This window comes from Streptomyces sp. NPDC057010, assembly GCF_042673805.1.
In the GTDB taxonomy this organism is placed as follows: Bacteria; Actinomycetota; Actinomycetes; order Streptomycetales; family Streptomycetaceae; genus Streptomyces.
In genome coordinates this window covers 17,777-41,208 of record NZ_JBHUSC010000023.1, presented here as the reverse complement: position 1 = coordinate 41,208, position 23,432 = coordinate 17,777, and the positions used below count along the sequence as shown (strand labels likewise).

Annotated in this window: 30 protein-coding genes; 19 read left to right on the top strand and 11 right to left on the bottom strand. The window is 70.5% G+C overall.

Features of this window, described 5'->3' with window-relative positions:
* Positions 1-4 precede the first annotated feature (4 nt).
* The 3 genes from ACFTXQ_RS20285 to ACFTXQ_RS20275 are packed head-to-tail and all read left to right on the top strand — an operon-like array spanning position 5 to position 3,346.
* Positions 5-1,729, top strand: a complete 1,725-nt coding sequence (locus ACFTXQ_RS20285; protein WP_382642596.1) for a cytochrome c biogenesis protein ResB — start codon at positions 5-7, stop codon at positions 1,727-1,729.
* Complete coding sequence (gene ccsB, locus ACFTXQ_RS20280; protein WP_382642594.1) at positions 1,726-2,808, top strand: c-type cytochrome biogenesis protein CcsB; 1,083 nt, start codon at positions 1,726-1,728, stop codon at positions 2,806-2,808. Before ACFTXQ_RS20285 ends, ccsB begins: the two co-directional genes overlap by 4 nt.
* Before the next feature lie 25 nt (positions 2,809-2,833).
* Positions 2,834-3,346, top strand: coding sequence for an SRPBCC domain-containing protein (locus ACFTXQ_RS20275; protein ID WP_382642593.1), 513 nt, complete (start codon positions 2,834-2,836; stop codon positions 3,344-3,346).
* On the opposite strand, the gene ACFTXQ_RS20270 is transcribed toward ACFTXQ_RS20275, so the two are convergent.
* Together ACFTXQ_RS20270 and ACFTXQ_RS20265 are read right to left on the bottom strand one after the other, a co-directional pair.
* Entirely contained in the window at positions 3,322-3,846 is a 525-nt protein-coding gene (locus ACFTXQ_RS20270; protein WP_382642591.1) for a hypothetical protein, read from the bottom strand. The two genes, ACFTXQ_RS20275 and ACFTXQ_RS20270, sit on opposite strands and share 25 nt — an antisense overlap.
* Before the next feature lie 73 nt (positions 3,847-3,919).
* Positions 3,920-4,231, bottom strand: coding sequence for a PLD nuclease N-terminal domain-containing protein (locus ACFTXQ_RS20265; protein WP_382642589.1), 312 nt, complete (start codon positions 4,229-4,231; stop codon positions 3,920-3,922).
* A 90-nt stretch (positions 4,232-4,321) separates the two neighbouring features.
* Here ACFTXQ_RS20265 and ACFTXQ_RS20260 point away from each other — a divergent pair, with 90 nt between their 5' ends.
* Genes ACFTXQ_RS20260 through ACFTXQ_RS20245 form a run of 4 tightly spaced genes read left to right on the top strand, consistent with a single transcriptional unit; the run spans position 4,322 to position 7,747 of the window.
* Positions 4,322-5,779 (top strand): menaquinone biosynthesis decarboxylase, encoded by a 1,458-nt coding sequence (locus ACFTXQ_RS20260; RefSeq protein WP_382642587.1) that lies wholly within the window; start codon positions 4,322-4,324, stop codon positions 5,777-5,779.
* Positions 5,776-6,246, top strand: coding sequence for a hypothetical protein (locus ACFTXQ_RS20255; protein WP_382642585.1), 471 nt, complete (start codon positions 5,776-5,778; stop codon positions 6,244-6,246). Before ACFTXQ_RS20260 ends, ACFTXQ_RS20255 begins: the two co-directional genes overlap by 4 nt.
* Complete coding sequence (gene mqnP, locus ACFTXQ_RS20250) at positions 6,243-7,166, top strand: menaquinone biosynthesis prenyltransferase MqnP (RefSeq protein ID WP_382642583.1); 924 nt, start codon at positions 6,243-6,245, stop codon at positions 7,164-7,166. Before ACFTXQ_RS20255 ends, mqnP begins: the two co-directional genes overlap by 4 nt.
* A gap of 14 nt (positions 7,167-7,180) precedes the next feature.
* Positions 7,181-7,747, top strand: coding sequence for a Uma2 family endonuclease (locus ACFTXQ_RS20245; protein WP_382642581.1), 567 nt, complete (start codon positions 7,181-7,183; stop codon positions 7,745-7,747).
* Between the two features lies 1 nt (position 7,748).
* Here the strand turns inward: ACFTXQ_RS20245 and ACFTXQ_RS20240 are convergent, their stop codons facing one another.
* Complete coding sequence (locus ACFTXQ_RS20240) at positions 7,749-8,342, bottom strand: rhomboid family intramembrane serine protease (protein ID WP_382642579.1); 594 nt, start codon at positions 8,340-8,342, stop codon at positions 7,749-7,751.
* Between the two features lie 86 nt (positions 8,343-8,428).
* Here ACFTXQ_RS20240 and ACFTXQ_RS20235 point away from each other — a divergent pair, with 86 nt between their 5' ends.
* Positions 8,429-9,100: a UbiX family flavin prenyltransferase gene (locus ACFTXQ_RS20235; protein ID WP_382642577.1), complete on the top strand. Its 672-nt coding sequence runs from the start codon at positions 8,429-8,431 to the stop codon at positions 9,098-9,100.
* A 2-nt stretch (positions 9,101-9,102) separates the two neighbouring features.
* Here ACFTXQ_RS20235 and ACFTXQ_RS20230 read toward each other — a convergent pair whose 3' ends face one another.
* Positions 9,103-9,231 (bottom strand): hypothetical protein, encoded by a 129-nt coding sequence (locus ACFTXQ_RS20230; protein ID WP_382642703.1) that lies wholly within the window; start codon positions 9,229-9,231, stop codon positions 9,103-9,105.
* 121 nt (positions 9,232-9,352) lie between these two features.
* Here ACFTXQ_RS20230 and ACFTXQ_RS20225 point away from each other — a divergent pair, with 121 nt between their 5' ends.
* The 5 genes from ACFTXQ_RS20225 to ACFTXQ_RS20205 all read left to right on the top strand — a co-directional run bounded on the left by ACFTXQ_RS20225 (position 9,353) and on the right by ACFTXQ_RS20205 (position 13,773).
* Positions 9,353-9,808, top strand: a complete 456-nt coding sequence (locus tag ACFTXQ_RS20225) for an Lrp/AsnC family transcriptional regulator (RefSeq protein WP_382642575.1) — start codon at positions 9,353-9,355, stop codon at positions 9,806-9,808.
* Positions 9,809-9,868: 60 nt separating this feature from the next.
* A complete protein-coding gene (gene mqnE / locus ACFTXQ_RS20220; RefSeq protein WP_382642574.1) occupies positions 9,869-11,032 on the top strand; it encodes an aminofutalosine synthase MqnE in 1,164 nt (387 codons plus the stop codon).
* Positions 11,033-11,128: 96 nt separating this feature from the next.
* Positions 11,129-11,653 carry a GNAT family N-acetyltransferase gene (locus tag ACFTXQ_RS20215; protein ID WP_382642572.1) on the top strand — a complete coding sequence of 175 codons (525 nt, stop codon included), beginning with the start codon at positions 11,129-11,131 and terminating at the stop codon, positions 11,651-11,653.
* 146 nt (positions 11,654-11,799) lie between these two features.
* Positions 11,800-12,072, top strand: coding sequence for a DUF4229 domain-containing protein (locus tag ACFTXQ_RS20210; RefSeq protein WP_382642696.1), 273 nt, complete (start codon positions 11,800-11,802; stop codon positions 12,070-12,072).
* 381 nt (positions 12,073-12,453) lie between these two features.
* Positions 12,454-13,773: a dicarboxylate/amino acid:cation symporter gene (locus ACFTXQ_RS20205; RefSeq protein ID WP_382642570.1), complete on the top strand. Its 1,320-nt coding sequence runs from the start codon at positions 12,454-12,456 to the stop codon at positions 13,771-13,773.
* 66 nt (positions 13,774-13,839) lie between these two features.
* Here ACFTXQ_RS20205 and ACFTXQ_RS20200 read toward each other — a convergent pair whose 3' ends face one another.
* Genes ACFTXQ_RS20200 through ACFTXQ_RS20185 form a run of 4 tightly spaced genes read right to left on the bottom strand, consistent with a single transcriptional unit; the run spans position 13,840 to position 16,299 of the window.
* On the bottom strand, positions 13,840-14,160 hold the full coding sequence (locus ACFTXQ_RS20200; protein WP_382642566.1) for a hypothetical protein: 321 nt from the start codon (positions 14,158-14,160) through the stop codon (positions 13,840-13,842).
* Positions 14,157-14,477, bottom strand: a complete 321-nt coding sequence (locus tag ACFTXQ_RS20195; protein ID WP_382642564.1) for a hypothetical protein — start codon at positions 14,475-14,477, stop codon at positions 14,157-14,159. The genes ACFTXQ_RS20200 and ACFTXQ_RS20195 overlap by 4 nt, the downstream gene beginning before the upstream one ends.
* On the bottom strand, positions 14,474-15,874 hold the full coding sequence (locus tag ACFTXQ_RS20190) for a hypothetical protein (RefSeq protein WP_382642563.1): 1,401 nt from the start codon (positions 15,872-15,874) through the stop codon (positions 14,474-14,476). The genes ACFTXQ_RS20195 and ACFTXQ_RS20190 overlap by 4 nt, the downstream gene beginning before the upstream one ends.
* On the bottom strand, positions 15,871-16,299 hold the full coding sequence (locus tag ACFTXQ_RS20185; protein ID WP_382642562.1) for a hypothetical protein: 429 nt from the start codon (positions 16,297-16,299) through the stop codon (positions 15,871-15,873). Before ACFTXQ_RS20185 ends, ACFTXQ_RS20190 begins: the two co-directional genes overlap by 4 nt.
* 225 nt (positions 16,300-16,524) lie before the next feature.
* Here ACFTXQ_RS20185 and ACFTXQ_RS20180 point away from each other — a divergent pair, with 225 nt between their 5' ends.
* From ACFTXQ_RS20180 to ACFTXQ_RS20160, 5 genes are all read left to right on the top strand, one after another.
* Positions 16,525-17,031, top strand: a complete 507-nt coding sequence (locus tag ACFTXQ_RS20180; protein ID WP_382642560.1) for a hypothetical protein — start codon at positions 16,525-16,527, stop codon at positions 17,029-17,031.
* A 34-nt stretch (positions 17,032-17,065) separates the two neighbouring features.
* Complete coding sequence (locus ACFTXQ_RS20175; protein WP_382642558.1) at positions 17,066-17,776, top strand: ABC transporter ATP-binding protein; 711 nt, start codon at positions 17,066-17,068, stop codon at positions 17,774-17,776.
* The gene (locus ACFTXQ_RS20170; RefSeq protein WP_382642556.1) at positions 17,773-18,726 is read left to right on the top strand and encodes a hypothetical protein; all 954 of its coding nucleotides are present in this window, start codon (positions 17,773-17,775) and stop codon (positions 18,724-18,726) included. Before ACFTXQ_RS20175 ends, ACFTXQ_RS20170 begins: the two co-directional genes overlap by 4 nt.
* Before the next feature lie 83 nt (positions 18,727-18,809).
* Positions 18,810-19,619, top strand: a complete 810-nt coding sequence (locus ACFTXQ_RS20165) for a hypothetical protein (RefSeq protein WP_382642554.1) — start codon at positions 18,810-18,812, stop codon at positions 19,617-19,619.
* 111 nt (positions 19,620-19,730) lie between these two features.
* Positions 19,731-20,189: a hypothetical protein gene (locus ACFTXQ_RS20160; protein WP_382642552.1), complete on the top strand. Its 459-nt coding sequence runs from the start codon at positions 19,731-19,733 to the stop codon at positions 20,187-20,189.
* 3 nt (positions 20,190-20,192) lie between these two features.
* Here the strand turns inward: ACFTXQ_RS20160 and ACFTXQ_RS20155 are convergent, their stop codons facing one another.
* Positions 20,193-20,765, bottom strand: a complete 573-nt coding sequence (locus ACFTXQ_RS20155) for a TetR/AcrR family transcriptional regulator (protein WP_382642550.1) — start codon at positions 20,763-20,765, stop codon at positions 20,193-20,195.
* Between the two features lie 127 nt (positions 20,766-20,892).
* Between ACFTXQ_RS20155 and ACFTXQ_RS20150 the strand changes: the two genes are divergently transcribed.
* Positions 20,893-21,333 carry a nuclear transport factor 2 family protein gene (locus ACFTXQ_RS20150; protein WP_382642548.1) on the top strand — a complete coding sequence of 147 codons (441 nt, stop codon included), beginning with the start codon at positions 20,893-20,895 and terminating at the stop codon, positions 21,331-21,333.
* A gap of 6 nt (positions 21,334-21,339) precedes the next feature.
* On the opposite strand, the gene ACFTXQ_RS20145 is transcribed toward ACFTXQ_RS20150, so the two are convergent.
* Positions 21,340-21,801, bottom strand: coding sequence for a hypothetical protein (locus tag ACFTXQ_RS20145; RefSeq protein ID WP_382642546.1), 462 nt, complete (start codon positions 21,799-21,801; stop codon positions 21,340-21,342).
* On the bottom strand, positions 21,794-23,323 hold the full coding sequence (locus ACFTXQ_RS20140; protein WP_382642544.1) for a hypothetical protein: 1,530 nt from the start codon (positions 23,321-23,323) through the stop codon (positions 21,794-21,796). Before ACFTXQ_RS20140 ends, ACFTXQ_RS20145 begins: the two co-directional genes overlap by 8 nt.
* Positions 23,324-23,432: the final 109 nt, after the last annotated feature.

Here is a 23,432-nt window from a genome sequence, read left to right as displayed (position 1 = left end):
GCACATGAGTACGACAGACAACGCGTCGACCGAGGCGCCGCTCGACTCCGCCGAGCCCGAACTCGGCGCGGCCGGAGCCCAGCTCTCCACCGCCCCCCTGGAGGACGGCCCCGGCACGGCGGCCGTCGGCATCGGCCTGCTCGGCTGGGCCCGCTGGTTCTGGCGGCAGCTCACCTCCATGCGGGTGGCGCTGATCCTCCTCTTCCTGCTGTCCCTCGGCGCCATCCCCGGCTCCCTCATCCCGCAGACCTCGGTCGACGCGATGAAGGTCGCCGTCTGGAAGCGGGACAACCCCTCCTGGGTGGGCGTCGCCGAGAAGCTCCAGCTCTTCGACGTCTACTCGTCGTTCTGGTTCTCCGCGATCTACCTGCTGCTGTTCATCTCGCTGATCGGCTGCATCCTGCCGCGCTCCTGGCAGTTCGTCGGCCAGCTGCGCGGCCGCCCGCCGGCCGCCCCCAAGCGGCTCGACCGGCTGCCCGTGCACACCACCTGGCGCACGGACAAGACCCCGGACGAGGTCCTCTCGTACGCGAAGACCCTGCTCGGCGGGAACCGCTTCCGCACCGAACGCGCCGCGAACCACGTCGCCGCGGAGAAGGGCTACCTCCGCGAGGCCGGGAACCTGATCTTCCACGTCGCGCTGATCGTGATGCTCGTGGCCTTCGCCTGGGGCCAGTACTTCAAGTCCGAGGGCGGCAAGCTCGTCCTGCGCGGCAAGGGCTTCTCGAACACGCTCACCCAGTACGACGACTTCAAGTACGGCACCCTCTTCGACCCGCAGGACCTGCCGCCCTTCTCGTTCACCCTGGACAGGTTCGACGCCACGTACGAGAAGACCGGCCCGCAGAAGGGCACCCCGCGCGACTTCAAGGCGTACGTCACCTTCAGCGAGGGCGCGCACGGCAAGCCGCAGCAGCGCGAGATCCAGGTCAACAAGCCCCTGGAGGTCGACGGCTCCAAGGTCTACCTGCTCGGGCACGGCTACGCGCCGGTCATCTCGGTCACCGACCCCACCGGGAAGGTGATCTTCAAGGACGCCGTCCCGATGCTCCCGCAGGACGCCAACCTCACCTCCACCGGAGCCGTGAAGGTCACCGACGGCTACAAGGACAAGGACGGCAAGAAGGAGCAGCTCGGCTTCAACGCCGTGTTCGTGCCGACCTTCGCGGGCCAGGGCAAGGGCATGATGTTCTCCCAGTTCCCCGACCTGGGCTTCCCGGCGCTCATGCTCAGCGCCTGGCACGGCAGCCTCGGCGTGGACTCGGGCCTGCCGCAGAACGTCTACCAGCTCGACACGACCAAGATGGAGTCCTACAAGGACGAGTCGGGCCAGCTGTTCAAGAAGAGCCTGCTGCCGGGCGAGGAGATGGTCCTGCCGAACGGCGCGGGCACCGTGAAGTTCGAGGGCATCGAACGCTGGGCGACCTTCTCCATCACCCACCAGCCCGGCAGCGGCCTCGCCCTGGCCGGCGCGATCGCCGCCATCGCGGGTCTGGCCGGCTCCCTGTTCATCCAGCGCCGCCGGATCTGGGTGCGGGCGGTGGCCGGCGAGGACGGCGTCACCGTCGTCGAGATGGCGGGCCTGGGCCGCAGCGAGTCCGCCAAGCTCCCGGAGGAGCTGGCGGAGCTCGCCGCCACGCTGCACCAGCAGGCGCCGGGCGCGGCCCCCGCGCCCCCCGCAGTACCTGCCGAACCTGTCGAAGAAACCCTTGAAGGAGAGCGCGGATGACGCCGCTCGCAGCCGCAGCCAACGAGAACCTGGCGCAGATCAGCAACTACCTGATCTATTCGTCGATGGCGGTCTACACGCTCGCCTTCCTCGCCCACATCGCCGAGTGGATCTTCGGCAGCCGCAGCAAGGTGGGCCGTACGGCCGCCGCGCTGACCGGGGCGCCGAGCGCCGCCGCCCCCGCCGTGCAGGTGCGCGGCAAGGGCGGGGCCACCGCCGTCCTCGACAAGCCGAAGATCGTCACCCGCTCCGCCACCGGCAGCCGCGACGTCCCGGACGGCCCCGGCGCGGCCGGCGGCACCGTGCAGGGCGACCTCTACGGGCGGATCGCCGTCTCGCTCACCGCGCTCGCCTTCCTCATCGAGGCGGCCGGTGTCGCGGCCCGCGCGCTGTCCGTGGAGCGGGCCCCCTGGGGCAACATGTACGAGTTCTCGATCACCTTCTCCACGGTGGCCGTCGGCGCGTACCTGGTCCTGCTCGCGCTGAAGAAGAACGTCCGCTGGATGGGCCTGATCCTGGTCACCACCGTCCTGCTGGACCTCGGCATCGCCGTGACCTGGCTCTACACCGACAGCGACCAGCTGGTTCCGGCCCTGCACTCGTACTGGCTGTGGATCCACGTCTCCACCGCGATCATCTGCGGCGCCGTCTTCTACATCGGTGCGACCGGCACCCTCCTCTACCTCTTCCGCGACTCCTACGAGGCCAAGCTCGCCCGCGGCGAGCAGCCGGGCCGCTTCGCGACCTCGGTCATGGAGCGGCTCCCCGCCGCGGCCACGCTCGACAAGTTCTCGTACCGGATCAACGCGGCCTTCTTCCCGCTGTGGACGTTCACGATCATCGCGGGCGCGATCTGGGCGGGCGACGCCTGGGGCCGCTACTGGGGCTGGGACCCCAAGGAGGTCTGGTCCTTCGTGACCTGGGTGGCGTACGCCTGCTACCTGCACGCCCGCGCCACCGCCGGCTGGAAGGGCCGCAAGGCCGCGTACCTCGCGCTCTTCGCCTTCGCCTGCTGGATCTGGAACTACTACGGCGTGAACATCCTGCTCAACGGCAAGCACTCGTACGCGGGCGTCTGACCGGCCCGAGTGGGACGCTGGTGTCATGCCTCCTGTGATCCATGGCACCAGCGAGAGCCGCGGCGAGGACCGCTGGCGGCTGCGGTTCGAGCTGCACCTGCCGTACGCGTACGAGGAGCTGTGGCCCGTCCTGACCACGCCGGACGGGCTGCGCGGCTGGCTGGCGGAGGCCGAGGTCCTGGAGCGCAGGCTCGGCGGGGCGGTCGCGCTGCGCTGGCCCCACACCGGGACGGTGGCCACGGGCCGGGTCACGGCGTGGGACGTGGAGCGGGTCGTGGAGTACACGGTGAGCGTGCACGGGCGGATCCGCTTCCACCTGGAGCCGGTGGGGACCGATTCGACGGTCATCCGGTTCGTGAACGAGCGGGGCGGGCCGCAGGACGAGCGCCTGGACTGCCTGGCCGGCTGGCACGAGCACTTCGAGCTCCTGGAGTCCGCACTGGCCGGGCGGCCGGCGGGGCCCGCGGACTGGGCCGCCTGGACGGACGCCCACTGGGCCGGGCTGCGGGCGGACTACGCGTCCTTCTCCAGGACGTAGGAGCTGCGCGCGGCCGGGTCCCCGAAGAAGAAGTACAGCTCCAGGGTCTGCCGCTCGTCGCGGCGCAGCTCGAAGGTCCACAGGTACCGGTCGGGGGCGGGCTGCCGGGCCTCCTGTACGCCGCCACGCGCGGCGGCGCCGGTGCGCGCGGGCAGGTCGAGGCGGACGTGCTGGCCGAGGTTCCAGCCGGCCGGCTGCTCGGCGGTCAGCCGCCAGGTGGCGGGGCCGGAGATGCGCCAGCCGCCCTCGTAGTCGTACTCCTGGCCGTCGAGGAGGGTGACGGTGGCCGTGCGGTCGGGGTGGAAGACGACCTCGGTGCCCTCGACGCACCGCCAGGTGCCGATGATCTCGGAGGCGCGGGCGTCGTAGACGGCGGGGACCGAAGCGGACAGCTGCGGGTTGCAGCCGGCCATGGTCAGCAGGGCCGCGACGCACACTCCGTACGCGAGGAGATTGCGCAGGATCGTGTCGACGATCCGCGGCCTGCTGTCCTTCGGCATGGGCACAGTCTGACAGTCGCCTTGAACACGTTCAATCGTGTCGCTCGCCCCACGGTGCCCGTCCTGCCGGGAGCTACTGCTGGTCGCCCTTGTCCGTGTCCCTCTTCCCGTCCTTCTCCTGCTCGTCGCGCAGGGACTTGAGGAACTCCGGGTTGTCGTCGGGCGCGACCCACCGGGCCCGGCCGCCGCGGCTCCCGCCGGCGGCCGCCCGCTGCTTGCCCGCGAACAGCCACACCACCGGCCCGACGATGGAGAAGAGCAGGATGATGATCACCCACACCACCTTGGGCAGGTGCTTGACCTCTTCCTCGGGCGTGTTCAGGCAGTCGATGAAGGCGTAGATGGTCAGCGCGATGATCAGCAGGAACGGCAGATAGCGCAGCACGGTGTGGGACCGACTCCCGGGCAGTGGCGGCGGGGCCGCACAGGGCCCCGGTGACCCTTCCAGGGTAGTAGGTGACGGATACTTGCCCCTATGGCTTACGACGATCTCCGTTCGCTGCTCCGGGCTCTGGAGCGAGAGGGCGACCTCAAGCGCATCAAGGCCGAAGTCGACCCGTACCTGGAGGTCGGGGAGATCGTCGACAGAGTGAACAAGGCGGGCGGCCCGGCCCTCCTCTTCGAGAACGTCAAGGGCTCGGCGATGCCGCTGGCCATGAACGTCTTCGGGACCGACCGGCGCCTGCTCAAGGCCCTCGGCCTGAAGTCGTACGGCGAGATCAGCGAGAAGATCGGCGGCCTGCTGAAGCCGGAGCTGCCGCAGGGCTTCATCGGGGTCCGCGAGGCCTTCGGGAAGCTCGGCTCGATGGTGCACGTGCCGCCGAAGAAGGTGAAGGGCGACGCCGCGCCCGTCCAGGAGGTCGTCCTCACCGGCGACGACGTGGACCTGGACCGGCTGCCGGCCCTCTTCACCTGGCCCAAGGACGGCGGCTCCTTCTTCAACCTCGGCCTCACCCACACCAAGCACCCCGAGACCGGGGTCCGCAACCTCGGGCTCTACCGCCTCCAGCGCCACGACAAGCGCACCATCGGCATGCACTGGCAGATCCACAAGGACAGCCGCAACCACTACGCCGTCGCCGCCAAGCGCGGCGAGCGGCTGCCGGTCGCGATCGCCTTCGGCTGCCCGCCGGCCGTCACCTACGCGTCCACGGCCCCGCTCCCCGGCGACATCGACGAGTACATGTTCGCCGGTTTCGTCGCGGGCAAGCGGATCGAGATGGTCGACTGCAAGACGGTCCCGCTGCAGGTCCCGGCCAACGCGGAGGTCGTGATCGAGGGCTGGCTGGAGCCGGGGGAGATGCTCCCGGAGGGCCCGTTCGGCGACCACACCGGCTTCTACACGCCGCAGGAGCCGTTCCCCGCGCTGAAGATCGACTGCGTGACGATGCGCAAGCGTCCGCTGCTCCAGTCGATCGTCGTCGGCCGGCCGCCGACGGAGGACGGCCCGCTGGGCCGGGCGACGGAGCGTTTCTTCCTCCCGCTGCTCAAGATCATCGTCCCGGACATCGTGGACTACCACCTCCCCGAGTCGGGCGGCTTCCACAACTGCGCGATCGTCTCGATCGACAAGAAGTACCCGAAGCACGCGCAGAAGGTCATGCACGCCATCTGGGGCGCGCACATGATGTCGCTGACCAAGCTGATCATCGTGGTCGACGCGGACTGCGACGTCCACGACCTGCACGAGGTGTCCTGGCGGGCGCTCGGCAACACGGACTACTCCCGCGACCTGACGGTGGTGGAGGGCCCGGTGGACCACCTGGACCACGCCTCGTACCAGCAGTTCTGGGGCGGCAAGGCGGGCATCGACGCGACGAAGAAGCTCCCCGAGGAGGGTTACACCCGCGACGGCGGCTGGCCCGACATGGTCGAGCCCGACCCGGCGACGGCGGCCCTGGTGGACCGCCGCTGGAAGGAGTACGGACTGTGAGCACCGCGATGGGCGGCCCCGCCCTCTTCATCGGCACCGACACCACGTACGTGGCCCTCGCGCGCCCGCGACTGGACCCGGCCGACCCGGAGGTCCGGGCGGCGGCCGAGCAGGCGGGCGTCAGCGCGGAGGAGTTCGCCGGGCCCGGGAACGTCTGGGCGCTGATGTGGGACCGGGAAGAGGGCGAGGGCGGCGGCTTCGAGCTGCCGGGCCTCAGGGACGCGGAGGCCGAGGACTTCGCCGACCGGCTGCTGGCCGAGCTGTCCTTCGAGACCGGGCCGTTCATCGTCGGGGCGGGCGAGGTGCTTCGCCTGCAGGCCCGCCCGGCCGGTGAGGCCTGCGGCTTCCTGGCCGCCGTCACCCCGCCGGAGGGCGAGGAACCGGCCCCGCTCACCCTGGAGATCCCCCAGGTGGACGTTGCCGCCCTGCGCGCCGACCTCGAAGAGTTCCGCAGGAGCCTCGCATGATGACGACCGCCGACGGAGTGGTCGGGCCGGGACCTTCGCCCGAGGCCACCAACAAGGTCAAGGCGTTCCTGCGGCTTGTGATGATCGAGCATTCGGTCTTCGCGCTGCCCTTCGCCTACATCGCCGCGCTCACCGCCATGTTCCAGCTCGACCGGAACGTGCACTGGGGCAAGCTGCTGCTCGTCACCGTGTGCATGGTGGGGCTGCGGACCTTCGCGATGGCCGCCAACCGGATCATCGACCGCGAGATCGACGCCCGCAACCCGCGCACCGCCGGCCGGGAGCTGGTCACCGGTGCGGTGTCGGTGCGGTCCGCGTGGACCGGGGCCGGGATCGCGCTCGTCGTCTTCCTCGGGGCGGCGGCGCTGCTGAACCCGCTGTGCCTGGCGCTGGCGCCCGTCGCGGTGATCCCGATGGTGGTGTACCCGTACGGCAAGCGGTTCACGAACTTCCCGCACGCCATCCTGGGCCTGGCCCAGGCGATGGGCCCGGTCGGCGCCTGGCTGGCCGTCACCGGCGAGTGGTCGGCGGACGCGGTGATCCTGGGCCTGGCGGTGGGCGTGTGGATCGGCGGCTTCGACCTGATCTTCGGCAGCCAGGACGTGGCCGCCGACCGCGCGGAGGGCGTCAAGTCCGTCCCGGCCCGCTTCGGCGTCGCGGCCGCGCTCTGGGGCGCGCGCGGCGCGCACGTGGTGACCACGGCCCTGCTGGCCTGGTACGCCCTCGCCACCGACGCGGGCATGTTCTTCTGGGCGGGCCTGCTGATCGTCGTCTGCGCGTTCTTCTACGAGCACACCATCGTCACCCCGCACGACCTGTCCCGCCTGAACCGCGCCTTCTTCACGGTCAACGGCTTCATCGGGATCGCCCTGTTCGTGTGCGCTCTCCTGGATCTGGCGGTTCGGGGTCTGACCCTTTAGCTAGCGTGCCGGTTGTGACCACCTCCGGAAGCGACCGCCTGCACTCGCAGCTCAGCCGGTTCGAGGACATGTTCCCGGGCTACCACTCGGAGATCGTCGAGGGCAGCATCGTGCTGAGTCCGGTCAAGCCGTACGACAAGGCCACCCTCTGGCCGCTGTGGAACGCACTCAGCGCGCAGCTGACGGAGGAGTGGGACTGCCTCAGCGACGTGGCCGTCCCGTTCGACGGTGACAACGAGTTCTGCCCCGACCTGGCGGTGATCCCCGCGACGGAGGCGGCCAGGAACCTCGCTGCCTACTCGCCGGACCTGATCAAGCTGGTCATCGAGGTCGTCTCACCGAGCAGCGTGCGCAACGACTACGAGGTCAAGGACCGGGCCTACGCCCGGCGCGGCATCCCGCACTACCTGATCTTCGACCCGTACAAGTCGCAGTGCACGACCCTCTGGAACCCCGGTCCGGACGGCTACCGGGGCCGTGACGAGATCCCGTACGGCGAGACGGTCGTCGTGGACACCGGGATCGGGAAGGTCGCGATCGACACCTCCGCCCTGCCCGTCGACCCGGGGGCCACGGCCTGAGTCACGGCCTGCGGAAGTACAGAGCCGTCAGGACGCCCGCGACGAGGCCGATGAGGTGGGCGTACCAGCCGACTCCGGAGTCCGTGGGCAGGATGCCGAGGAAGGCCGTGCTGCCCCAGAGCACGCCGATGACCAGGGCCACCGCCGCGTTGAGCGGCTTGCGTTCGACGAAGCCGCGGACCACCACGTAGCCGAAGAGGCCGAAGACCAGCCCCGAGGCGCCGGCTCCGACGGTGTTCGGCGGGGCGAGCAGCCAGGACCCGATCCCGACCGCGGCGATGTTCAGGGCGCTGACGGCCAGGAAGCGGCGTATGCCGCTGAGGGCGGCGATGAAGCCGAGGACCAGCAGCGGGAGGCTGTTGGCCGCCACGTGGCCGAAGCCGAAGTGCAGGAACGGGTGGGCGGCGATGCCGATCAGCCGGTCGGGGTCGCGGGGGAAGATCCCGTACGCGTCCAGCGCGTGGCCGGTGGCGAGATCGATCGCCTCGATCACCCACAGCAGTGCCACCCAGCCGAGCATCAGCTTGGCCGCGGCCTTCGCGCGGTCGCCCTGCGTCCAGGCCGGTTCGGCCGTCGTGCCCATGGTCGTGCTCATCTTCGCCCCCCGTGCCGTCCCACCCTCTGGAACGTCCGGCCACCTTAGCGAGTGCCCGCGGGCGGTGGCCGGATAGTCTCGGAGGTATGACTGAGCGCAATCGCACCCCGTGGGTCGTCGGGGTTTCCGGGGCGTCCGGGACGCCGTACGCGGCGGCGGTGCTCCGCGGGCTGCTCGCGGCGGGGGAGGGCGTCGATCTGGTGGTCAGCCGGGCTTCGCGGCTCACCCTGCTGGACGAAACCGGGATCGCCTTCCGCGACGCGCACTGGCGGGAGGACCTGGGGGAGTGGCTGGAGCGGGGGGCCGACGGGAAGCCCGGCACGTTCGCGCGCCCGGACCTGGACGGTGTCCGCTACTGGGGCGCCGGGGACCTGGCCGCCGGCCCGAGCTCGGGCTCGTACCCCGTGAAGGGGATGCTCATCGTCCCCGCCTCCACCGCCTGCGTGGCCGGGGTGGCGCTCGGGCTGTCGAAGGACCTGCTCCAGCGGGTGGCGAGCGTGACGCTCAAGGAGCGGCGCCGGCTGGTGGTCGCGGTACGGGAGACCCCGCTGAACGGGCAGACGCTGAAGCATCTGGTGGCGCTGGACGAGGCGGGCGCGATCGTGCTGCCCGCCTCTCCGGCGTTCTACGCGGGCGCGACGCACATCCAGGATCTGGTGGATTTCGTCGCGGGGCGGGTGCTGGACGCGGCAGGGGTGCCGCACCGGCTGTACCGCCGTTGGGAGGGGGAGATCGGTGGATCCCGCCCCCGGGGGTAGCGCTACTTCGCGATGCGCGGCTTGCGGGTCTTGTCGACGCGCTTGGCGGCGGCGGGCTGGTGGGCACGGGATCGGCTGGCCAGCTCCTGGAGCTGTCGCATGTGCGCGTAGGCCATCTCGATCGTGTACACGGTGAACCACTCCTGAAGATCGTCATTGATCTGTTGAAAGATTCACAGGGTGTTGACCCTGTGTGCCTTAGATTCTATACCTAGACTTGCAGGATCGCCGAATAATGGAAGGCTCCACGTAATGGACACGGTGGACAGGCAGCTCATCCAGGCACTTCGCGAGAACGGTCGTGCCTCGTACGCGGAGCTGGGCCGTCTCGTGGGCCTCTCCGGCCCCAGCGTCACCGACCGCATCAACCGGCTGGAGACGGCCGGAGTCATCACCGGCTACCGCGCCACCGTGGACGCGGCCTCGCTCGGCATGGGCGTCACCGCGCTGATCGGCATCTCCCTCTCCGACGCCGCGGACCACGAGGACGTGGCCCGGCGGCTGCGCGACCTCGCGGAGATCGAGGACTGCTGGTTCATCGCGGGCGACGACTCGTACATGCTCAAGGTGCGGGCCGGTGACGTGGACGGCCTGGAGAAGATCATCCGCAAGCTCTCCAGCACCAAGGGCGTCTCGCGCACCCGCACCACCATCGTGCTGTCGACGAAGTGGGAGAACCGGGTCGGGGAACTGCCCGAGGAGGGCTGAGAGTACGGTGGGTGGCGGTTGGCAGGACAGGTAGCAGGATCTAGAGGAGGCGACCGGCTGATGGACGCTGGGCTCAAGCGCGAGCTGGAGGAGAAGGTTCGCTCCGGCGAGCGGCTGACCCGGGAGGACGGCATCGCCCTCTACGAGTCCGACGACCTGGCCTGGCTCGGCGGCCTCGCCCACGAGGTGCGCACGCGCAAGAACGGCGACGTCGTGCACTTCAACGTCAACCGCCACCTCAACATGACGAACGTGTGCACCGCGTCGTGCGCGTACTGCTCGTTCCAGCGCAAGCCGGGCGAGAAGGACGCGTACACGATGCGCATCGAAGAGGCCGTGCGCCTGGCCAAGGCCATGGAGAACGAGAACCTCACCGAGCTGCACATCGTCAACGGCCTGCACCCGAACCTGCCGTGGCGCTACTACCCGCGCTCGCTCTCCGAGCTGAAGAAGGCGCTGCCGAACGTCTCGCTGAAGGCGTTCACGGCGACGGAGATCCACCACTTCGAGACGATCTCGGGGATGTCGGCCTCCGACATCCTCGACGAGCTGATCGAGGCCGGCCTGGAGTCCCTCACCGGCGGCGGCGCGGAGATCTTCGACTGGGAGGTCCGCCAGCACATCGTCGACCACCGCACCCACTGGGAAGACTGGTCGCGCATCCACCGCCTGGCGCACGAGAAGGGCCTCAAGACCCCGAGCACGATGCTCTACGGGCACATCGAGGAGCCGCGCCACCGCGTGGACCACGTGCTGCGGCTGCGCGAGCTCCAGGACGAGACCGGCGGCTTCCAGGTCTTCATCCCGCTGCGCTACCAGCACGACTTCGTCGACATGAAGGACGGCAAGGTCCGCAACAAGCTCCAGGCGCGGACGACGATGGCCACGGGCGCGGAGGCCCTGAAGACCTTCGCGGTCTCGCGCCTCCTCTTCGACAACGTGCCGCACGTCAAGGTGTTCTGGGTGATGCACGGCGTGCAGACCGCCCAGCTGGCGCTCCAGCACGGCGCGGACGACATGGACGGCTCGGTCGTCGAGTACAAGATCACGCATGACGCGGACAACTACGGCACCCCGAACAAGCTGGGCCGCGAGGACCTCCTGGACCTGATCCGCGAGGCGGGCTTCCGCCCGGTCGAGCGCAACACGCGCTACGAGATCATCCGCGAGTACCCCGGCCCGGACGCGGGGCTGCGCGAGACGCCGCAGGCGATGCGGGTCTGACGCCGTCGGACCGTAGAAATCGTAAGCCCTGGCTGGGATGGCCGGGGCTTACTTTTTCGCTGGACCGAGCGCCCGGGTAATGGATAGACTCCCGCAATGACCCTTACGTTCACTCTGGATCCGGTCGTCGACCCCGCCCTCCACGAGGGGATCCTGCGGCTGTGGGCCGACGTCACCAACGCGGGCGGCGCGGTCGGTTTCGTGCCCCCGGTCAGCGCCGACGACATCCGGCCGGCGCTCATCAAGCAGCTCGCGGCGGTCGCCGACGGCGGCATGCGGCTCCTCGTCGGACACGACGGGGAGGGCGAGGTGGCCGCGACGGCGTTCCTCGCCCACAACACGCACCGGCTCCAGCTCCACTGGGTGTGGGCGTACACGGTGATGGTCCACCCCCGCCACCAGGGCAAGGGCTACGGCCGCGACCTGATGGCCGCCACGGAGGCGGCCGCCCGCTCCATCGGGGGCGTCGACGCGATCCGCCTCGGCTGCCGCGGCGGCCACGGCCTGGAGCACTTCTACGCGGCCTGCGGCTACAAGGAGGTCGGCCGCGTCCCCGGCGCCATCCGCGTGGCCCCCGGCGACGACCGCGACGACATCACGATGCTGCTGCCGCTGCACTGACCCCGGGGCGGGGGCCCGGGGGACCGGGGTCGCGGCCCGGCGTGCTTCACTGGACGGGCACGTGACGACGTACCGACCGACGTACCGACGAGAGAGAAGGGGTCACCGTGTCCCTCAAGCCGAGCGCAACGATCCGCTACACCGCGATGCGCCTGGGCATCTTCGTCGGATGCCTCGTCCTGGTCGCCGTACTGGTCAACCTGGGCTGGGTGCCCGCCGGCCTCGGCGACGCCAACTTCGCCTGGGTCGTGCTGCTCGCCCTCGTCCTCTCCGCCCCGCTGTCCTTCGTACTGCTGCGCAAGCAGCGCGACGAGATGTCCGAGCAGATCTCCGGCCGCGTCGCGGGTGCGAAGCAGAAGCTCGCCGCGAACCGCAGCCAGGAGGACCTGGCGGACGACGCGGCGCGCGTGCAGCCGTAGGGGTCCAGTTAGCTTCATCACACACCGAACCGCCTCAGCGCCGGGGATACCGCCCGTAACGCTGGGGCGTTCGCGTTTTCCGGGCCGGCGCAAGGGGGCCTCGTACGCCCCTGTCTCAAAGAACGTCTTTGAGATTCCCAAAGCGTAAGTGTTAGCGTGTTCAACATGTTGACCACAGCTGCGCACCCGATGACCACGAGCGTCCCGCTCGTGGCGCGCCTGCACGTCGACCTCTGCCGCCGCGTGTCCGCGGCCTGTTGCTGTTGTCGTTGAGCTGAATCGATACAGCAGCGGTCCCGGCCGCCGGCGCTTTCCGGCTGTCGCACCGCCAATCGCAGAACCATCCGCCAGTTCTTTGTGCGTCACCCCCGGAGAGTGTCCGTGTCCGCGTCCGCGACCCCGCAGGCCCCCGCCAAGGCCTCGTTCAAATTCCCCTTCTGGGCCCAGATCATCGCCGGTCTGGTGCTCGGTGTCCTGTTCGGCTGGCTCGCCCGCAGCCAGGACATCAGCTGGCTCGGCACCACCCTGGAGAAGGTCGGCGACATCTTCATCCAGCTGCTGAAGCTGGCCATCGCCCCGCTCGTCTTCTTCGCGATCCTGGTGTCGATCACCAACCTGCGGAAGGTGAACAACGCGGCGCGCCTCGCCTCCCGCACCCTCCTCTGGTTCATGATCACCTCGCTGATCGCGGTCGGCATCGGCATCGCCATCGGCCTGCTGACCGACCCGGGCTCCGGCACCGGCCTCACCGCGGCCGACGGCAAGGACCCGAAGAGGACCGGCTCCTGGATCGACTTCCTGACCGGCATCGTGCCGACGGACGTCGTCACGCCGTTCACCGAGCTGAAGGTCCTCCAGATCGTCTTCCTCGCCGTGGTCGCCGGCATCGCCGCCCTCCAGCTGGGCGCGAAGGCCAAGCCGGTCCTGGACCTCGCCGAATCCGCCCTGGAGCTCCTGCAGAAGGCCCTGTGGTGGGTCATCCGCCTCGCCCCGATCGGCACCGTCGGCCTGATCGGCACCGCGATCGCCACGTACGGCTGGGACCTCATCGGCAAGTACGCCACCTTCACCGCCGACATCTACATCGGCTGCGCGCTGGTGCTGTTCGTCGTCTACCCGCTCCTGCTCGCCACGGTCGCGAAGGTCAGCCCGCTCCAGTTCTTCAAGGGCGCCTGGCCCGCCATCCAGCTGGCCTTCGTCTCCCGCTCGTCGGTCGGCACCATGCCGGTCACCCAGAAGGTCACCGAGCGCCTCGGCGTCCCGAAGGAGTACGCCTCCTTCGCCGTACCGTTCGGCGCCACCACCAAGATGGACGGCTGCGCCGCGATCTACCCGGCCCTCGCCGCCATCTTCATCGCGCAGATCTTCGACGTGCAGCTGGGCATCAAGGAGTACCTGCTCATCGTCTTCGTCTCGGTCATCGGCTCCGCGGCCACGGCCGGCCTGACGGGCGCCACGGTCATGCTGACGCTGACCCTCTCCACGCTGGGCCTCCCGCTGGCGGGCGTCGGCCTGCTGATGGCGATCGACCCGATCCTGGACATGATGCGCACCGCCACGAACGTGGCCGGTCAGGCGCTGGTCCCGGTCATCGTCTCGGCCCGCGAAGGCATCCTCGACAAGGAGGCCTACGCCTCCGCCTCGGCCTCCCCGCTCGACGACCCGGCCCCCACCCCGGCCCCGGTCCCCGCAGCGGCCTGACCCCACCCGCGCCACGCACTCGCCGCAGCCCCCGCCCCCGTCCGGGCGGGGGCTGTGGCGTGTCGTCTACTCCAGCGTCGCCATACGGATCCAGGCGATCGCCCCGAGCACGAGGGGCGGGGCGAACCACCACATGCCGAGGGTGCGGCGGAACGTCGGAATGAGGGTGATCAGCAGACCGAGCACGCTCAGGGCGAGGGCGAGGAGACAGACCGCGGTGGTCCCGGCGTACCCCTGGTCGTCCCATTCGGCCTGTGGACCGTAGCGAAGGGCGCTGTACACGAGGAAGGCATTGACCGCGTGGACGACTCCGAGGGGAAGCCCAAGCACCCACCGCAGGCACCCCTGGTCCTCGGGCAGGTCGATGTTCTCGCGGCGTGACCTCAACCCAAGGTCTCCCCGCGGATGAAGGCGATGAGCCCGAGGATTACGGGCGGGGCGAGCCACCACAGGCCCATGGCCCGGCGCACGCTGGGGATGAGGGTGAGGGCCAGGCCCAGCACGCTCAGGCACAGGGAGATCAGGCACATCGCGCTGACGCCCTCGTAGCCCTGGTGGTCCCACTCGCCCTGGGGGCCGGCGAAGACGGCCAACGCCACGGCGCCGGCGTTGAGCGCGTGGATGAGGGTGAGCGGAACACCGAGCACCCACCGCAGACATCCCCGGTCCTCGGGCAGGTCGATGCTCTCGCGCCCGTACGTCATCGCATTGCTTCCTTCGCCTGCCCGAGGTTCCCGACGAACCGGTCGCCGTAGCCCTGGGCCTTGGGGAGATCCCAGTAGGGCCCTCCGTTGTACCTGGCGGCGATCTCCCGCATCTGGGCCTCCGTCATCTGATCGGCCGGGACGTCGGCGAGACCGCTCTCCGCCTTGATCTGGGCCAGGAAGCCGGCGGCTATGAACGCATTCTGCTTGGGATCCTGGAGCGCCTCCTCCACCAGGGTCCGCTGGTGGTCGGTGAGGTGCGCCGGATCGTAGCCGAGCACTTCGGCACCGCGCCGGAGCTGGATGGCGATCGGCCCGTAGGAGGTCTCGTCGAGTTTGCCGCCGAGCCGCCACGGAAGATTCTCCGGGGAGACCGGGCTCAGGCCCCATGGTGCTGCCGCCTGCTCGCGCAGCGTTCCGGTGACGTCGTCCACGAACCCGGGCTGCCAGCCCCCGATCTCCTGCCAGGCCACGCCGGCGACGAGTTCCTCCGGCAGTCCCGCGTGCTTGGCCGCCGCGCGCAGGACCTCCTTGTTCTGGGAGATCCAATCCGCGTGCATGCCGTCCGTGACCAGCGGGATCCAGTAGTTGTCCGCAGCCTCCGGCAGGCCCGCCACCCGCATCCGGATGTCGCGGAGCTCCGGGGAGACCGGGGTGTCCGGGCCGACCGGGCCCGTCATCTCGTGCTTCGGGCCGCTGCCCGGGAGGTGGGTCAGGGGGCTGGTGCGGGCCTCCTCCGCCTCCCGGCGGATGTCCGCCATCGCCGCGTACAGGTCGGGGCGGCTGCCGCCGCCCTTCACCGTGAACTCCGGCAGCAGCTCGTACGCCTGCTTCAGCGCGTGCACGCACGTGTCCCGCGCCTCCTGCTCGGCGGTCTTCGCCAGCTGGAAGTTGCCGCCCGCCTCGTCGTGGAGCCGGTTGGCCTCGTCGCGGATGTCGTCCACGTCCATCGTGAGCTCGGCGAGCCCGTCGAGGAACCCGGTCGTCGCCCGCATGTCCTCCCACTGGCGCATCGGCTCCGCCTCCTGCGCCGTGCGGGTGATCGCCGTGCCCTTGGTGCCGATGAGCGCGGCGAGCGCCCGCTCGGCGCGCTTGCCGTTGCCGTAGTGCGTCTTGGCCGTGGTGAGGGCGGAGGCGTAGGCGTGCAGGGCGCTCGCGGCCTTGTCGTAACCCTCGGCCATGTGGGTCACCAGCCGGCGGGCCTCGGCGAGGCGCGAGGTGTACGTGTGACTGCCGTCGCTCTCCCACTTGGTACGGGTCTCCGCGCGCCGGGCGGGTTCCTCGACCTGGACGAGGAGGTCGCGCAGCCGGCGGAACTCGGCGGCGTTGCGCTCGACCAGTGCCGGGTTGCACTCCTCCAGGAACTCGACGTCCTTGCGGTGGGCGCGGCCGCTCACTTGGCCTCCGGGTTCACGTACCGGCCCGAATCGAGGAGGTTGTCGAGGAAGGACCGGGCGGTGCCGTCGTCCACGTGGGCGAAGTCGGTTCCGGTGGTCTTCAGGCGGGTGGCCAGGCCGGCGAACAGGGCGATCGTGTCCTTGAACTGGTCGTCGGCGAAGCGGGCGAAGCGGAGGGCCTGGGCGGCGACGTCCGAGTGCGCGCGGGGCGCGCGGGCCATCGTGCTCGCGTCGCCGTCCGGGCGGCCCTCGTGGAGGAGCGCGGCGATCTCGATGAGGAGGTTGGCGTTGCCGTTGATGGACCCGACCCCGGCCAGCAGGCTCCCGGCGGAGCCGCCGCCGCCCGCCTCCGGGGCGATGTGGTTGAGCCGCATGCCGGTTTGCGCATCGGCCTTGTGCTGCGCCCACTCCGCGTCGAACGACATGCGGAATCCCCCCTTCTGACGATCATGCACATGCTAACGTAGCGTCATGTTGGGGGTAGAGTTGCCGCACGCCGCGGGTATGCGGATCGTTTAGGCCGTGGCAACAAGGGGGAGTTGGGGTCCGTCGACGCCGCCACCCTGTGCCGGACCGCCGAAGCGGGAAGGCGCCCACTGCAATCTTATTCCTCGTCGCCGCAGTGAAGGCCAGGCGGCTTTCAGTGCTGGGTGAATTTGCTGACAGGAATTCCTGTGCCGCGCTCCGGGTGTGAGGAGGCGTGGCCAGTCGCAACTTTTGGCCAAGCCTGCCGGCTTGACCGATTAACGATCTTCGCAGGAAGATTGCCTTTTCTGCGGAACGTATCGTTCCGTTTACCCGAGGGGGCGCCGGCCGCCAATGCGGCGTACAGCTACAACAAGAACTTCCTGTTCAACAACGAGGGCGTAGGCGCCGAAACGGGCCGCTGGTCGGCCGCGTCGGGCTCGCAGGCGGCCACGCAGGACCACTGCGCCACGAGCGCTGGTAATGCTTCCAATGGCGTTCGCGTCGGATATGACTTCAACCGCGACATCTCATTCCTGCCTGATGCGTGGGTGGCCAACCTGAACTGGTCTTGCGACAACTCCATCTTCTGGAAGTCGTTCAGCAGCTCCAATTCGGGAGACTTCTACATGGCCATCGCGTCCACGCCGGGCTGGGTGTGGTCCGACGGGCGCGTCAACTACAACAAGTAAAGCGCACACAATGACTGTCCTTTCCTGTCGCGAAGTGACCAAGGGATTCCGGCGGCACTCCGTGCTGGACGGGATCAGTCTGAGCCTGGAGGCCGGCGAGATCGTCGGCCTCCTCGGCCTCAACGGGGCCGGCAAGACCACGCTCATGCGTTTGATAACCGGGCTCGCGCTGCCGAGCTCCGGTGACATACGCCTGTTCGGCGAGTCGCTGCCGATGCGCCCCACGCAACTCGCCCGCATCGGCGCGGCACTTGACGCGCCGTCGTTCCCCCGCTGGCTCACCGGCCGGGCGGTCCTGCGCATGCTGCTCGAGAGCGCGGGGCGCCCCGACGGCGGCCGTACGGGATCGGTGCTCGACCGAGTCGGTCTCGCCCATGCCGCCGACAAGCGCGTCGGCACGTACTCCCAGGGCATGAGGCAGCGACTGGCCATCGCTGCCGCCCTGTTGAAGAAGCCGGACCTGCTCATCCTCGACGAACCCGCGAACGGCCTCGACCCCGAGGGTGTGCGGATGGTCCGTCGCGTCATCGCCGAGGAGTCGGCCCGTGGAGCCACCGTGCTGGTCTCCAGCCATCAACTCGACGAGATCCAGCGCATCTGCCACCGCGTGATCATGGTGGCTGACGGTCGCGTGGCGGCCGCCGGTACGTTGGAGCAACTCGGCTACGACCCCGCCGGCGGGCCCGACGCCTTCGAGAACTGGTTCTTCGGACTGGTCGGGCAGCCCGGCGGAGGCTCTCGATGAGGTCATTGGTCTTCGGCGAGTACCGCCGGCTGTGCCGCCACCCCTTGGGGATGACGCTCGCCGTTCTCTTCGCGCTCGGATCCCTCTACTGCGCGCTCGGCAGTCAGAGCTCCGCGTCGGAGAGTCTCGGGAACGTCCGGAACAACATCGCGACGGTTGAGCAGGGGTGCGATACGGCGCTGAACTCCCCTGAACAGAAGGCCCTTTGCCTGCAGAGCGTCCCCCTCGAGCTGAAGACCCTGCAGCAGTACGAGGTGGCCTTCACCGAGTACGGCCGCCGCGCGGCCAACGGGCAGCACCCCGTCGCCTCTTTGGCCTGGACGATGAAGCTCGCGACCTCCATCCCGGGACTGGCCCTGGTCGTACTCGTGGCGGCGTTCTTCGTCGCGGGCGAGTGGAGCCGCGGGAGCATCGTGCCGCGCCTGCTCTATGAGGCCCGTCTCAGCCGCCTGCTGTCCGCCAAAGCGGCCGCGGTCTGGATGTGGATGCTCACCCTGGTGGTCGTCTCGTCTGCCGTGACGGCGACCGTCGGCATGCTCTACGCCCGCTCGGCGTTCCCGCTGCCGAGTCCCGGTGCGCTCGGTCACGTCCTGGCCGAGACGGCCACGGTCCTTGTTGCGGGCGCCGCGGTTCTGGCGGCTGCAGCCGCCACAGCCGTGGTCCTCGCGGCACTCGTCCGCCTGCCCCTGCGGAGTTCTCTCGTGGGCTTTCTGCTCCTGGTGCTCGTGGTGCAGAGCGCCGGTGCGCCGGTCGTGGGTGCCTGGTTGCCCGGCGGGGTGCTCCCCGAAATCATCGGGTTCGGCGGAATCGACAGGGTTTGGGACCATTTCTGGGCGTCCACCGCCCCCTCGACGGTGCCCGCCGTCCTGCGGGCCGTACCGACGCTCCTGGGCATCGCCCTGCTCTGGACCCTCCTCCAGCGCCGTTTCCGGACAAGGGACCTGGTGTGAGCCGGAGCGCGACGGGAGAGCGTGCGCGGTATCGGCGCAGCGTCGCCTGGAGGGGCGAGCTCCGAGCCCTCTGGGTTCCCCCGGTGTACGCGATCGGCGCCCTGCTGGTCGTGGCCACGGCGGCCGCCGGTGCCCAGAAGTGGTGGGGTGGTGCGGCGTTCGGCCACCAGCACCCGACGGTGGCGGCCCTGGTCGAACCCGCGTCCGCGCTGCGGGCCGCGGCGTGGCAGTCGGCCACCATGGGCGGCCTCCTCCTCGCCACGGTGATCGTGACGACCGGAGTGGCGCAGTTCATCGAGAGCGGCACGTGGGGTGCGCTCCGCCTGTACGAACATCGCACGCACGTCCTGTACGGCCGCAGGCTCTGTGCCGCACTCGGGTTCCTTGCCGTGGTACAGGTGGTGAACGGTCTGACCCTCTGGATCGTCATGCGGGGCATGGCCGTACTCCGGCCGACTCCGTCACTGCCGTCGAACTCCTTCGACCCGGGGTCCCCGACCGGGGTGCTCGACGCCGGATCGGCCGGGTGGGGCGAGGCGCTCACCGCGATGGGCGGCGCCCTGCTGGTGCAGGCGCTGTACCTCTCGGTCGGGTGGTGCGCTGCGGCGCTCCTGCGCAACTCCATCGGCACCTTGGCGCTGGGTGCCGGTCCGTGGCTCGTGACGGCCCCCTTGCTGCTCCTCCCGATCGGCCCCTTCTTCCCACACGCGTGGATCGCCGACCTGATGGCCCTCCCGGGGGAGACCCAGTACCGCCTCTACTTTTGGGTCCAGGCCTCACCACAGCCCTCGCACCCGGTCAGTGCGGCCCTCGTCGCCGGCTGCACCGCGGCCTTCGCCGTGCTGGCCCAACTCCTGCTCCGCTCGGAGCGTGTGCTCCGCCCCATCGACTAGGTCCGCGCCGCGGACCCGGCGGCCCGGCCGGGGCCCGTTCGGCGCTGCGGCCGTCGGTCCTGAGTACGCGTACTCAGGACCCGGGGGCGGTGGGATGCGAGCCTCTGGGGCATGAACAAGATCTACGGGGTGGTGGGGAGCGCGGTCGCCGGGGCCGGCACGGGGTGGGTGGCCATGGCCCTCTGGCATTGGGGCATGGTCGAGGACGCGCGGAGCTGCGCCGACAGCGTGACGATCTGTTTCACGCTCTACCCGCTCGCCGCCCTGGCCCTCTGGGCCGTGCTGGCCGTGCCGGTGCTGTGGCTCGTCCTGCGCGTGCTGAACGTGAGGCCGTTGAAGGCGACCGTCCCGGCCGCCTTCCTCCTCCAGGCCTGGACCCTCCAGATCCTGCCGCTCGCCGGGCGCGACATACCCCAGCCCTCGGCCTTGACCCTCGGGGCCACGGCGCTGGGCCCGGCCCTGGTCGCGGTCTGTGCCGTTCCGGCGTGGCGGCGGGCCGGGCTGATCACCACCGGGCTGCTGCTGGCCGGGACGCTGGTGCTCATGGGCAATCCGGAAACGTTCCTCTAGCCTTCAGCGCGGCCGCAGTCCGTCGAAGACGACCTCGAAGATCCGCTCCCGGGGCTCCGGATCCGCCCCGAGCTCCTCCACCGCCCTGCCGACGCCGGCCAGGAGGGCGATGAACTCCGCCAGGCCCAGCTCCGGGCGGACCGCCCCCGCCTGCTGAGCCCCCGTCAGCAGCTCGGCCAGCCGGTCCTTGATCTCCATGGACGGCCCGTGCAGGGACGCGTGCACGTTCACCCCGGCGGCCGCGAGGGCCTGGGTCAACTCGCCTTTGCCCGTGGACTGTTCCACCACCACGCGGAAGCAGGCGAAGAAGGCGTCGGCGGGAGCGGCCTCGGCGGCGAGCTGCGCCGTCCGGGCCGCGATCGACTCCAGCCTGCGCACCATCACCGCCTCCAGCAGGGCCTCCTTGGTCGGGAAGTGCCGGAAGAGCGTGCCGACTCCGACCCCGGCGGTCCGGGCGATCTCCTCGGTCGGCACGCTGACGCCGCGGGTGGTGAACACCTCCGTGGCGACGTCCAGCAGCCTGGCGCGGTTGCGGGCCGCGTCCGCCCGCAGCGGGCGCTCCTGAGCGCCACCCATTCCTCTTCCACCCTTCACCGTCGACGGCAAAACCACTCTGGACAACCGGAGTTGTCAGTCCGTATCGTAAAAACGGAGTCGCTGGTCCGATTCTATCCGTGCATCCGGATCTCACTGGGGGTTACCCATGCCTGAAACGCTGTCGCCGCGCGAGGTCTTCCGGAAGCTGATCGACGGCATCGGCGCCGGACGCTACACGGAGCTGGCCGAGCTCTACGCCGAGGACGCCGTCGTGGAGACCGTCTTCGAGCCGGTCGGCCCGCGCCGGATCGAGGGGCGGGCCGCGCTCGCGGAGCGGTTCGCCCAGGTCGCCGCGCATTCGCCGCTGGAGCTGACCCCGGCGAACGTGGTCGTACGGGAAACCGACGACCCGGAGGTGGTCGTCGCCGAGTTCGACTACCGGGTGCTCCACCGGGCGACCGGACGGACCTTCGAGGCCGCGAACCTCCAGGTGCTGCGGGTCCGGGACGGCCTGATCGTCGGCAGCCGGGACTACCACGACCACCTCGCCCTCGTCGTGGCCGGCGGCAACCTCCCCCAGCTGGTGGCCGCGATGGAGGGGAAGTAGCACCGTCTAGGGCGGCGGGGGAGGCGGGGGCGGCAGGTTGGCCGCCGCCCGGGCCGCGGCCGCCACGCGTTTCGTGTCGTCGGCGTCGCTGCGGTGCAGGGTGAAGATCTTCACCAGCGCGAGGAGGGTCGGCCCGAAGAAGGTGATGGCGAGCCACGGCTGCTCGTGCGTACCGAAGTAGACGGACGCGCCGAGCGTGGCCAGCGCCACCGCCAGCCCGGCGTACACGCCCAGGACGTGCCGGCCGTGCACCCGCTGCTGTTCGGCGGCCTCGGCCTGGAGCCGCGCCAACTCGGCCTGCCCCCGGGCCCGTTCGATCTCCAGCCGCAGCCTGTGCTCGCGGGCCAGCTGCGGCTCCAGCGCGCCCAGGGCCACGGCCAGGTGCTCGGCGGGCAGCTGCGCCCACTGCGCGGCGATGTCGAGGGCGCTCGGCTGCCGGTCGGGCTGGGTGCCGATCTCCTCAGTCATCGCTGGTGCCTCCGTCTCCCTGGGGTGGGCCCGTTCGGGCGGTGCGGACTGATTCGGGGGGCGGGCCGAGGGCGCGGAACAGGGCGTCCAGCCCGGTGGCCATCGCCTCGGCCGCGGCGGGCGTGTCCGGCTCGCCGGCGATGGTGAACAGGTCGGCGGGGGGAGGCGGGTCCGGCTCGGCCGCCTCCTCCTCCATCAGGTCGTCCTGCTCGTACAGGTCCGGACCGCGCGCCGCCGACAGGATCCGTACGGTCACCTTCGGACGTACGCGCCGCACGCGCAGGGAGGCGGTCAGCAGCGTGCGGAGGTTCGGCAGCCAGCCGGCGACCACCGTGGCGGCGAGCCCCCAGGCCCCCGGGGCCCACCCGCCCGGCGGCCCCGGCGGCCCCGGCGGCCCCGGCGGCCCCGGGGGCTCGCCATGGGAACGCAGCCACAGCGCGGCACGTACGTTCGCCAGGATCGATACGCAGACGACCCAGAACGGCAGGGCGAACCGGTACGGGGGCAGGGAGGGGAACGCGAAGGGGAGCAGGAGGGCCGACCAGAGCGCGAGCGTGGCGGCCAGGCCCCCGAACGCCGGGAAGAGGAAGGTGCGGTACGCGAACAGCCAGCCGTGGATCCGCGGGTGCCCGTGGCGCCGCGCGGCCGTCCGCGAGAGCGCGAGGAGGTGGAGGCTCCGGCCGGTGCGCAACTGCTCCAGGGCGGCCCAATACCGCCGGACGGCCGCCCCGCGGCGCGGCGAGTCGGCCCATGTGGAGTGCCGGGTGGGCACGCCGTACAGCACGGCGCCCTTGGCGTTGTGCCGGGACAGCCGCAGCCCCGCCATCAACTCCCGTTCCTCGACGCCGAAGTCGCCGCGCCAGCCGTTGTGCGCCCGCAGCAGGCCGGTCCGTACGAAATAGGCGGCGCTCGGCCCGAGGTGGAAGCTGTCGGTGACGCGGACCTGGCGGGTGCCCCGGACGCACACCAGATCCTCCAGTACGGCGTACAGATCCGGGGCGTTGAAGCGGCCGCTCGGCAGCCCGGGGGCCACCCTGACGACGTCCGCCTCCGAGACGCGGAAGGCGCCGTCGACCCGGTCCAGCAGGCTCGCGCGGATCGCGTCCCCGGTGGGGAGGACGCCCGTCAGTTCGCCCCGGCCGCTGTAGAGGGCGCTGTTCAGGGCGTCCGCCGTGGAATCGTCGCCGTACCGGGCGCCGTCCACCACACGCACCCGGCCCGGGTGCCGCTCGGCCAGCTGCCAGGCGGACGTGAGGCTCGGGACATCGCCCGGGTGGGCGAGCAGCAGCACCTCGAAGTCCTGCCGGGGGGAGCCGAGGAGGTCCACGAGGGTTCCCTCGATGTCCGGTTCGTTCCCCATCGGTACGAGCAGGGAGAAGCGCAGCGGGCCGTACGGATCGGGGGGCGTGGCGGTTATCGGGAGGTCGTACTCGGTCTGCGCGGAGACGAACCTCGGGCGCGGCAGGAAGCGGGGCAGGAGCAGCGCCACGGCGATGAACGCGATCGCGGACGGAATGTCCATGGAGCCCCCCTCGGCCCTCGACCGCGTCCACTATCCCGCACGGGCGGACCGGCGGAAAGCGGTTCGCGCGATACGGCCCGGGCCGGGCCCCCGGCGGAGTGAGGGGGCG

Coding starts and splice junctions, on each gene's coding strand:
- mqnE (WP_382642574.1), top strand. CDS start 9,869: ATGGACGCTGGGCTCAAGCGCGAGCTGGAGGAGAAGGTTCGCTCCGGC.
- ACFTXQ_RS20260 (WP_382642587.1), top strand. CDS start 4,322: ATGGCTTACGACGATCTCCGTTCGCTGCTCCGGGCTCTGGAGCGAGAG.
- ACFTXQ_RS20270 (WP_382642591.1), bottom strand. CDS start 3,846: ATGCCGAAGGACAGCAGGCCGCGGATCGTCGACACGATCCTGCGCAAT.
- ACFTXQ_RS20160 (WP_382642552.1), top strand. CDS start 19,731: ATGAACAAGATCTACGGGGTGGTGGGGAGCGCGGTCGCCGGGGCCGGC.
- ACFTXQ_RS20225 (WP_382642575.1), top strand. CDS start 9,353: ATGGACACGGTGGACAGGCAGCTCATCCAGGCACTTCGCGAGAACGGT.
- ACFTXQ_RS20275 (WP_382642593.1), top strand. CDS start 2,834: ATGCCTCCTGTGATCCATGGCACCAGCGAGAGCCGCGGCGAGGACCGC.
- ACFTXQ_RS20240 (WP_382642579.1), bottom strand. CDS start 8,342: ATGAGCACGACCATGGGCACGACGGCCGAACCGGCCTGGACGCAGGGC.
- ACFTXQ_RS20235 (WP_382642577.1), top strand. CDS start 8,429: ATGACTGAGCGCAATCGCACCCCGTGGGTCGTCGGGGTTTCCGGGGCG.
- ACFTXQ_RS20215 (WP_382642572.1), top strand. CDS start 11,129: ATGACCCTTACGTTCACTCTGGATCCGGTCGTCGACCCCGCCCTCCAC.
- ACFTXQ_RS20170 (WP_382642556.1), top strand. CDS start 17,773: ATGAGGTCATTGGTCTTCGGCGAGTACCGCCGGCTGTGCCGCCACCCC.
- ACFTXQ_RS20150 (WP_382642548.1), top strand. CDS start 20,893: ATGCCTGAAACGCTGTCGCCGCGCGAGGTCTTCCGGAAGCTGATCGAC.
- mqnP (WP_382642583.1), top strand. CDS start 6,243: ATGATGACGACCGCCGACGGAGTGGTCGGGCCGGGACCTTCGCCCGAG.
- ACFTXQ_RS20140 (WP_382642544.1), bottom strand. CDS start 23,323: ATGGACATTCCGTCCGCGATCGCGTTCATCGCCGTGGCGCTGCTCCTG.
- ACFTXQ_RS20145 (WP_382642546.1), bottom strand. CDS start 21,801: ATGACTGAGGAGATCGGCACCCAGCCCGACCGGCAGCCGAGCGCCCTC.
- ccsB (WP_382642594.1), top strand. CDS start 1,726: ATGACGCCGCTCGCAGCCGCAGCCAACGAGAACCTGGCGCAGATCAGC.
- ACFTXQ_RS20195 (WP_382642564.1), bottom strand. CDS start 14,477: ATGACGTACGGGCGCGAGAGCATCGACCTGCCCGAGGACCGGGGATGT.
- ACFTXQ_RS20285 (WP_382642596.1), top strand. CDS start 5: ATGAGTACGACAGACAACGCGTCGACCGAGGCGCCGCTCGACTCCGCC.
- ACFTXQ_RS20185 (WP_382642562.1), bottom strand. CDS start 16,299: ATGTCGTTCGACGCGGAGTGGGCGCAGCACAAGGCCGATGCGCAAACC.
- ACFTXQ_RS20210 (WP_382642696.1), top strand. CDS start 11,800: ATGCGCCTGGGCATCTTCGTCGGATGCCTCGTCCTGGTCGCCGTACTG.
- ACFTXQ_RS20155 (WP_382642550.1), bottom strand. CDS start 20,765: ATGGGTGGCGCTCAGGAGCGCCCGCTGCGGGCGGACGCGGCCCGCAAC.